The sequence below is a fragment of the Acidobacterium sp. S8 genome (assembly GCF_009765985.1).
Taxonomy (GTDB): Bacteria; Acidobacteriota; Terriglobia; order Terriglobales; family Acidobacteriaceae; genus Alloacidobacterium.
Window position 1 is genome coordinate 1 of record NZ_LMUM01000010.1, and the last position, 9,921, is coordinate 9,921.

At 56.3% G+C, this 9,921-nt stretch carries 6 protein-coding genes; all 6 read right to left on the reverse strand.

The window, feature by feature from the left end:
- Positions 1–151: 151 nt before the first annotated feature.
- Positions 152–544, reverse strand: coding sequence for a DUF6869 domain-containing protein (locus GSQ86_RS02530; RefSeq protein ID WP_158748396.1), 393 nt, complete (start codon positions 542–544; stop codon positions 152–154).
- Positions 545–994: 450 nt separating this feature from the next.
- Complete coding sequence (gatA, locus tag GSQ86_RS02535; protein WP_158748397.1) at positions 995–2,443, reverse strand: Asp-tRNA(Asn)/Glu-tRNA(Gln) amidotransferase subunit GatA; 1,449 nt, start codon at positions 2,441–2,443, stop codon at positions 995–997.
- Positions 2,444–2,446: 3 nt separating this feature from the next.
- Positions 2,447–2,767, reverse strand: coding sequence for an Asp-tRNA(Asn)/Glu-tRNA(Gln) amidotransferase subunit GatC (gatC, locus tag GSQ86_RS02540; RefSeq protein ID WP_158748398.1), 321 nt, complete (start codon positions 2,765–2,767; stop codon positions 2,447–2,449).
- Between the two features lie 86 nt (positions 2,768–2,853).
- Positions 2,854–3,651 (reverse strand): sugar transferase, encoded by a 798-nt coding sequence (locus tag GSQ86_RS02545; protein ID WP_216840983.1) that lies wholly within the window; start codon positions 3,649–3,651, stop codon positions 2,854–2,856.
- 350 nt (positions 3,652–4,001) lie between these two features.
- Positions 4,002–6,791, reverse strand: coding sequence for an SLBB domain-containing protein (locus tag GSQ86_RS02550; protein ID WP_158748399.1), 2,790 nt, complete (start codon positions 6,789–6,791; stop codon positions 4,002–4,004).
- A gap of 228 nt (positions 6,792–7,019) precedes the next feature.
- Positions 7,020–9,921: choice-of-anchor D domain-containing protein (locus GSQ86_RS02555; RefSeq protein ID WP_216840984.1), on the reverse strand; the 2,902-nt coding region annotated here is incomplete at its 5' end.

Consider the following 9,921-nt stretch of genomic DNA (forward strand, 5'->3'; position numbering starts at 1 on the left):
CTGGACACCCCTAAAGAGAAAAAAATGCTTGAAGTGCGAGAGAGAATCTTCGCTGCGCGCGTCTTTCCAACACTTGCCCGTTGCTATTACGAAGCCAACGCAGAGTACGTCCAACTAACGACGAGCGTGTTCTCAGGATTAACAGAGATGTTCATTCAGGAATACCATCCCAGCCTCGCCTATCCCAGACTGATTGAACCCGATTCCATATCGTGTCGCTCATCATATTTTGCCAAACACCGCCGAGCAGCTTAGCGAATTGCGGATCTTTCCGAGCTTCAGCTTCAACGCGTTCGATGAACGCGTCGCCATGCTGCGCCAACAAATCCTCAACTGGCCCTGCTGAGAGAACCTGCTGAATTGTTATGGATTGATCCCGACGGTGAATTTCTAAGATAAGTGCCCAAAACGTTTCAGGGTCGTTGTGCTGCAGCTCGTAAAGATCGGTAGCATCTGCATACAGCTTGCGATCGGATGAACCCTCAGGTGCATGCCAGTACTTGATCCAATCTTGCGCCAGTGAAACGATCTCGATCTGATTCATGTTTCACAGAATAATCGTAGGTCCTCCGTTGTGCCTTTATCGTCATGGCCTACGGGGTTCGCTATATCCTACCCCAGCGTCCGATGCATCCGTTCATGGCGTCCGTTCTGTTACGGCCTGCAAAGGGTTGAATGCGTTCATGCAAGATATCCTGTCAAGAGGGAAATTGCAGACGCTCTCACGTATATCATTGATTTATTAAGTTATTCGTTGCAACACATATTGGCAGAGAATTATACGTCAAAGCGGTAAAATGGAAATAGCAGCAAAATAAGCGAGCGAACTGACTGGGAGCTACATAGACCCCCCTCTAAGTCGTTGAAAACACTAGAACCGATCTAAACTCCTATGAATCAATAGCTTAGCGGGGGATAATCCCCCGCTAAGCTATTGAAAACAAATGAAATGAGATCAGATCGGGAGGGGGGAGGGGGGTAGACCCCCTCCGCACTAATTCAGTCTTTCTACCGCCTGCGCCACGCGCAGGATCATCGCCTCATCGAAGTGCTTCCCGAGAACCTGTAATCCGATTGGCAAACCCTCGGCTGACTGGCCACAGGGAACCGAAAGCCCGCAGATGCCGGCAAGGCTGGCGGTCACCGTGTAGATGTCGGCCAGGTACATCGAGAGCGGATCGTCAGACTTCTCGCCCAGCTTAAAGGCAGGCGTAGGCGCGGTGGGCGTAAGAATCGCATCCACCTCGGCGAAAGCCTTCAGGAAATCGTCGGTCAAAAGGCGCCGGACCTGCTGCGCTTTCTTATAATAAGCGTCGTAATAACCGGCGCTAAGTGCATAAGTTCCGAGCATAATGCGCCGTTTTACCTCGGCGCCGAAGCCGAGATCGCGCGATTTACGGTACATCGCCGACAGCGTATTCGCGTCCTTGGCCCGGAAGCCGTACCGCACTCCGTCAAAACGCGCCAGGTTAGCGCTCGCCTCGGCAGTCGCGATCAGGTAGTACGTCGGAACCGCGTAGCGTGTATGCGGCAGCGAAATCGGCTTGATGATGGCTCCAGCGGCGCGAAGCTGGTCAATCGAGCGCTCGATAGCGGCCCGAACCTCGGCATCCAGACCCTCGGCAAAGTATTCCGCCGGAACCCCCAGCCGCAATCCGGAGACGCCCTTGTCGAGATCAGCCGTATAATCCGGCACCGGCAGCGGCGACGAAGTCGCATCCATCGGATCATGCCCGGCAATCACGCCGAGAACCGTCGCAGCATCCTTCACGTTCGCAGTAAACGGTCCAACACGGTCAAGCGACGAGGCAAAAGCGATCAGACCGTAGCGTGAAACCCGGCCATACGTCGGCAGAATACCAACCACACCGCAGAAAGACGCCGGCTGGCGGATGGAGCCACCGGTGTCCGTGCCCAGGGTAGCAACCGCCATGCCACCGGCTACCGCCGCCGCCGAGCCCCCGCTCGAACCCCCCGGCACCCGGTCCAGCGCATGCGGATTGTGCACCGCCCCATAAGCGGAATTTTCGTTCGACGAGCCCATGGCAAACTCGTCGCAGTTCAGCTTGCCAAGCGTAATTGCGCCTGCAGCTTCCAGCTTCTGCACCGAAGTCGCAGTGTAAGGGGCCCGGTAGCCCTCCAATATCCTGGAACCAGCCGTCGCCTGCAGCCCTTCAATGGTCAGAACATCTTTAATGCCAACGGGAACGCCCGCGAGAACCGGCAACGGCTCACCCTTGGCCGCGAGATCGTCAATACGGGCAGCCCGCTCGAACGCCCGCTCGCGATTGACGGAAAGATAGGAATGAATCTGAGGGTCGCGACTCTGAATCTGCTCGAAATACGACTCTGCGATAGCGGTCGCACGGCTCGTACCCGATTCGATAGAGGCGCGAATATCGTCAATGGAAAGCGGTTTGATCTCTGTAGTTTCGACTGTCATGGACTACCGTTCAATCACCTTAGGAACTTTAAAGAAGACGCCGTCGGTCTCCGGCGCACCAGACATCACCACACTGCGGTCCAGGCACGGGACGACCTCATCGGCACGCAGGACTGTGGGCGTCTGGGCATCGCCAATCACTTCACTGACTTGAGCCATCGGCGGCACGGCTGAGGTATCCAGCTCATTCAACTGCGACACATACCCGAGAATGGCATTCAGGTCGCGCAGCATACGACTCTCTACTTCAGCGGTCAATTCCAGACTGGCAAGCTCCGCCACCCGCCGCACATCTTCTACGGATACAGTTCCGGATTCACTCATGCAAATACGTTTCCTTTGGACAAAACCGTCCTTGTCCCACCTAGAAAGTATAGCGATATTGGCAAGTTGGTGGCGAGAACGCCCGCTTACGCCTTCTCTGGAAATCCGATCACAGGCGTCGGGGCCACCTCAGATGAGAGGCACGCCGTTGCCGTGCACCACAGCAAACCCAGATCTGTCCAGCAGGTAGCGCGCTGCATATACTCCCAGTCGAGTTTGGCCTTAAGTGGCTTTATGGTGCGGGCATAGAAGAAATCCAGGTCATGCGCAGGCACGCGGCGCAGCAGTTCTTCCTCGCAGCGAAAGGCGAGGGTGGCGGCCCCGGTAATACCCGGCCGGAATGGCATGTGCAGGCTTTCGTGATGGGGCAGTTTTGGCCGCGGACCAACGAAGCTCATATCGCCTTTAATCACATTGATCAACTGCGGCAGTTCGTCAAGCTTGAACCGACGCAGCCATCTCCCCACAGGAGTAATCCTGGAATCGCCCTGCACAGTGATACTCGGACCGCTTTCAGCATCCACGACCATGGTACGGAATTTATAGATTGTAAACAGCGCTCCCCACCGCCCCATTCGGCGCTGGGTGAAGAGGATTGGCCCTGGAGATCCGATACCTGTAACAAACGCGATGAGCAGCATCAGCGGAAAAAATAATACAAGGCCAACGCTCGCAGCCACGAGATCAAACACTCTCTTTCCATCCGAGAGACTCCATGACTCATCGGCTATCGCCTGATATGAACTGTTCCGGCTGTAGATTGTTCCGGGCATCGGATACAGCCGGGCTGTCTCGGCCATTACCTCGGTTCCGATCAAGCTGCCGGGCTGTTTTTCCTTGCCTTTGGAAGGGCGAGGCTGCAAATGGACGGATGATGGGTTCATTGAGTCGGTCCTGCTACAGCAGTTACAGTGTATCCAAGTGCTGGAGGGATTCAAGTCATTTTGAATCAATTAATGGATAACTTGCCGATCTATTCTGGCCAATCCCGCAGTTCCGACCCAAAATGGATCGGTCCACCGATCTCCTTTAACGGCTTCGTGTAACGGCTTCGTGCCTGACTTTTCATAATCTGATGCAGATTGGCGTCAACGGGGTAGTACTGTAACGGTGCTCGGCCCACTCTTGCGATGAGATCAAAGAATTCGACGAATTTACTCTAAGCTCTTTCCTTACAAAAAGTTCAACCGAAAGAAAGCTTCTTGTTTCAGCAGGGAGATATTACTCCTCTTTTTTAAATCACGCTGATCGCAGCGACTCCAAGCGCCAGCTGCGAGAAGAGCTGGGACCAGTCGAGAAATCCCCGAAGCGCGGTTGGCCGAAAAGTCTTCTCGGGGACGATTACAGTATCTCCCGGATTCATCTGTGCCGCCTCAAATGTATTACCCCAGGCTCCGCTCGTTGTTGTTCTGCTGATAACCGAGCCGTCGGCACGAATGATGAACATGTGCTTTTTGTCCGCATCCCGTCCGGGACCGCCCGCCAGCTTCAGATAGTCGCCCACCCGGCGATTTGGTGTGAATAGAAACGAGTTCTGGTCATAAACCGCGCCCACGACATTGACCGTGGCAGGATGAGGCGGCACGGTGAATACGTCGCCATCTTCCAGCGGCAAATCGGGCAGGCTGTCGATTCCGGTGCTTCCCGGCTGAATCTGCAGCACAATGCGCCCCGTAGCACGTAATTGATGGAGGCGATTCAGCAGTTCGCGCGAACTGGTAGACGCTGCATTGGCACTCGCGACGTCTTGTGCTGATACCGACGACGCAACTCCGGCAATGGCACCCCGCTGAATTTCCAGCTCCAGATTCTGCACATACTCGTCGATACGCTGCTGTTGCAGCACCCGGGTTGATTCGCGGTTAAACTCCGAGCCGTAAAGATACGCGCCGGGTGCCAGGCCGCCAGCGCGCTCAATCAGCTGGTGCAATGTTTCCCCAGGCTGCACACTGTAGATACCGGAATTTACGAACTCTCCGTCCAACCTCACAAACTTCGTCTGCTGTGAAACAGGTACGCGTATGTCAGCCTGCGAGAAGACGGTGACCACATCGTCGGGTTGAAGTGTCAGGTTCTGCGACTGGTCATGCTCCATAACCAGCTTGCCCAGATTGAACGGGACCAGCGATGTCTTGAGCGTTACCGGATCCATGCGCTCAATCACTGCATAATTCCAGTCGATCTCAGGCGCCGAGAGCTTTACATCATTCTTCCGGACAGCTGCTGCAGTGTTTTGCGTAGTCAGCTGTGCCTGTCGCCCAGCCAGGCTGCCGCTACTCGCGAGCTGCGAAGAGTTAAGAATGGTGCCGTTTTGAGATTGAAATGAAGTAGACGAGGATTGCTGATCCGGAGTCAGGGGCTGCTGTGTCGTTCCATTTAAACTTGCGCCTTGCTGTTGCCCATTTGCGGGCGGAAGAATGGTGTACTGGGGCTCACCCTGCAGGTACACGTTCCCCTGAGCATACGGATATTCGTTTACAGCCGATTTGTCCTTTTGCCCAGGCTGCTGCAGGCTCCCATCCGGATTGGTAAACACGTACTGGCCATTCGGCAACCGCTGCATGCGGTTCTGCACCTGCCACTGCTGGTAGGCTTGCCGCGATTGCAGATCGACCGAGCCGGTAGGCTGATATTGCACTGGGCCGGAGACATAAGGCTGGAATTCGGGCGTCGGCAAACCCAGCTGAGCACGGCGCCAGTAATAGTCGCGCGTGATCAGCGCATCACGGTCCGGAATCAGGTCGCTTAGCCTCATTCCCTCGTGCCATCCAAATCGGCCCGGATTCGCAGTATTTCCGCGCAACGTTATTGTCTTCTGATAGCGGGCAGGTATCGAGAGCACGCGCAATATGTCCCCATCCCGCAAGGTCGTGCCCAAGCCAGTCGTATCGAAGCCGACTTCCATCGCCTCGCGCGCCTGGTGATCCTGAATTCGCTCGATCGAGATGCGCGCACCTGATGCCGTCGTCGACGCGCCACCCGCATCAGCAAGCAACTGCTGCAGAGTGGTGCCGTCGTCTCGCAGCTCGTAGATACCGGGGTGGCGGACACTTCCGGTGAGAGCCACCTGTGGACCGGCTGGCGGAATGAAAATAACGTCGCCAGGCAGCAACTGCGCATCTTTGGATTTATTTCCATTGACGAGCAGATCGTAGAGGTCGAAATCGGTGACGGTGTTCCCCGCGCGTTTCAGCAAAATGTGGCGGAGAGACCCCTGTGTCGACGGCCCTCCGGAAGAAAAGAGCGCATTTACGAGCGAGCTGAGCGAGCTGACGGTGTACGAACCGGGCCGCCGCGCCTGGCCCACTACGAAGACCTGGATGGAACGAAGCTGACCGGCATCGACTGTGAGATCAAAGTTGCGATAAACGCGACCTATCTCTGAGCGTAGATGTTGTTCCAGCGCGGAAAACGGCAGGCCAGCAACGTGAATTGCCCCGACTTGCGGGAGATACACCGCCCCGGAGCGATCGACGCGTACATCCGCGTTGAAATTCACCTGTCCCCATACACGAATACGCAGCTCGTCGTCCGGACCGAGGATGTAGTCCGGGGTGACCGGAATCTGCTCGACAGGCGCAAAAGTCGAAGGCACGTTGCGGAAGAGGCTGGCTCCGAAAATCGGTAGCACTTCGCCTGTGGTTCCGGCAACAAATTTCTGAAATTCGGTCAGAGGTTCCGGAGGAGCGGGCACCGTAGCCGGCAGTGGATTGAAATTACGATTTGGAGTGTTGCCCGTCGTGGTATTGCCAAGGTCGGTATAGGTCTTCGTATTCAGAGGAGCGCCAGCCGGAACATTGCTTTCGCCCTGCTGCCCGTAATTTCCTGACAGACCATAGCTGTTAAACCCCGACTGATCTTGCTGGCCGCAGGACATCGCATTGGCGGGATCGGAGCAGTCCGTGCTGCTACTGCCCTGAGACTGTCCCCCGAAGGAAGAATTGTCATTGGAGGTTTGGGAATGCGCATACGGCATGGCTGCCAGCAAGGGGATCAAAAATGTAAGAGCCAATCGTTTACGCATAACCACATGCAGTATCTGCGGACGAGCCGCTTCGACTACGTTCCTGCTCCTTGATCTACGAAGATAGCCCTGCAGCACTGGCAGAGAACCATTTGCAGTGTAGAGCTTTCAGGCGCGAGATGAAACATGTGGACCGCACGGAAGCACCTGCGCGGTTACTGTTATCAGGCGCGCAGCAGCATCCTGCCGGGCTGAATTCTTTCTTCTACAGTATCGCATTGCAGATTTTTACTGAACAGTCAGAGTCAGCGGTACGGTCTTTTGCAGGCCCGGAACCGATGCCGTAATCGTCAATGTATAGACGCTGGATGATCCGCCAGGCCCCGGCGGAGCCGTGCTTCCTCCTCCGGTCGCGTGCACGCCACATGCGACCGGGCTCAGGAGAACAAACGCCAGAATACAGGCAAGCCAGGTGCGCAACAGCAACCTTCGTTTCCGGATCCCGAAAAATGCGCAGGGCAACAACGCCGCAACGGTTATACCGAGAGCTTTCCACCTGCTGCCCGACACAGCAGACGTGCTCGCAGCCGTCGTCACCGTTACGGTGGCGAATCCGGTGACACCGCTAGCCAGGGGAAGAGTACCTGGATTGATAGCGCAAACCGCGCCCTGCGGCGCTCCCGCGCATCCCAGCGTGAGCATGCCTTCCGAGCCGGTGACTGGAATTGCCTGGAGCGTATATGTTGCTGTTTGTCCGGGAACGATGACTGCCGAAGACGATCCATTCACGATCAATTGAAAGTCTTCACCCGTACCGGCGAGCGAGACACCGAGGGGCGAACTGAGATTCGCACTGGATACGCTCAGTGAACCATTCAGCGCTCCGGTTTGGGCAGGCGTAAACGTCAGCATGAGGTTGCAACTGCTCTGCGCGTTCAGAGTTTCGCCTTGAGCGCAGCTGCCACCAGAGATAGCAAAGTTGCCATTGACCGCAAAAGTCAGCCCACTGAGGGAACTGCTGCTGCTGTTTGTGAGTACGATTTCCTGCGCGCTGCTGGTTGTATTTAAGCCCTGGCTGCCGAAATTCAGCGCAGCCGGGAGTGCCGAGATGCCTGACAACGGCGCTTCTCCCGTTCCCGAAAGCGTTACGGCCTGCGAACCCAGAACGGTCGCAACGGTGAGAACTCCGCTCTCCAAACCGACCGTGGATGGAACAAAGACTACCGAGATGGGACAGCTTGCATGTCCGATTAGGTAAGCGCCGCAGTTGTTCTGCGCAGTGAAATCGCCGCTTACGCTGATTGCGATATCCGTGAGGGAAACATCACCATTATTGGTTAAAGTGATCTGCTGAGGAGCGCTCCTGGTGCCGACTATCTGCGGCTGAGAAAAATTCAGGCTCGTACCCGAAAGCAGCGCCGTTGCGGCAGCCTGGCCGTTGCCGGAGAGCTGCACCGTCTGTGTTCCCTCATCGTCGGTGATCGAGAAGACTCCTGCCCGCCCTCCTGCGGCCGTCGGTGTGAAAACTACGGAAACAGTGCAGCCGGTATTCGGAGCAAGCGATACTCCGCAAGTATTGGCGGTGATCTGGAAATCGCCGGAAGCGGTCGGCGGCTGCAGGCTCACATTGACGCCACCGGTGTTGGAAATCGTGATGTTCCGCGCAGGCGTAGATTGACCGATCAGAGAGCTGCCGAAGCTAAGGCTGCCCGGAAGCAGGACAATATTGCCTGCGGCCAGGCCGGTTCCCGCAAGAGTTGCCGTCAGTTGTCCGGCAGCCACATTGGCATAGACCGTGAGCACGCCCTGAAGCGGGCCTGTCATAGTAGGAGCAAAGCTTGCCTGCACGCTGCAGCTTGCTCCGGGGGCTACTGGCTGTGAACAATTGTCCTGCTCGGCGAAATTCTCGCTGATGGTGATACTTGAAATCGTCAGCATGGCCGTGCCGGTATTTTTCACAGTTACGGGTTGCGCTCCGCTGAGAGTATTCACCTGCTGGCTGGCAAATGTCAGCGCGGAAGGCGTCAGAGAAGCCATTGTGGTGGAAACTCCTGACGTCAGCAGTGGTATTTCCCAGATGCCCCGGCCATAGGTCGCTGCGCGCAGCAACGAAGTGGATAAAGAATTGAAGGCCTGGAGTTGCATCACAGGAGCCTCCGGCAGCCCGGTTCCAAACGCACTCCAGCAGTTCTGCGAACTATCCGTACACAGGTTGATATTTTGGGTCACATAGACGCCGGTATCGAGCGCTACATAGACCGTGTTTGCATTATTCGGGTCCACGACGATGCTGTTGGCCGGAGCCGTGGGCAGGTTCGCGCTGATGGCAATCCAATTCGCGCCACCATCGAGCGAACGGTACAGCTCAGAGCCACCGCCGGCCACAAATCCCTGCAATGTTACGTAGATGGTTTTCCCTGTGCTGTCATGCGGATCAACATCGATGCTTGAAATGTCGAATCCGCCTGTGTTAAACGCAGTCTGCGGGCTGTTAAGAACCTGCGAACTGGTTAAATCTGTCCATGCTGGCAAAACGCCCGTTTGGCCACTCACAGACGCGCTGTAGATATGTCCCGCCACGGTAGCGCCGCCGTCCACCGTTCCCGCCATGCCCGCGTAGATATTTTCAGCCGCTCCCGAAGCATCTGCCGGGCTTCCGGATGCTGCTATGGAGCGAATCTGCGCGTTGCCATTGCAGAATGCATTATCGATATTGTCGAGCGGCTGGCTGATGGCATTGTTAGCGTTCCACACCGACCCGTTCGCAGCCGGACCGCGCCACACCCGGCAGGTGCCGATGATCATGTTCGCTGTATTCTGCGGATCGAGTATCCAGGGAGCGATGCCCGTCAAGCCGTAGCCATCATTGCCCACCTGCGCGTTGCCGATGACCGGGGAACCGAATGCCGCCTTGTCGCAGGCCGTTCCCTGCGTGCAAAGATTGATCGAAACGGGCGCTGCCGAAGTGGCATACCAGTTTTCAGGATTGGTGGAATCAATCGCGTTTGCATCGCCTTCCCCATCTAGCACCTGCGCCCATGAATTTGAACCGTCGGATGTCGCCGCAGTGCCGAATGCGCCCATGCCGGCCATCATCACATTTCGATCCTGCGGGTGCGCCGAAAAGCTTGCAATCTCCGCCAAAGACCCCGAAAATGCACCATTTAGATTCCGAAAATGATTCAAATCA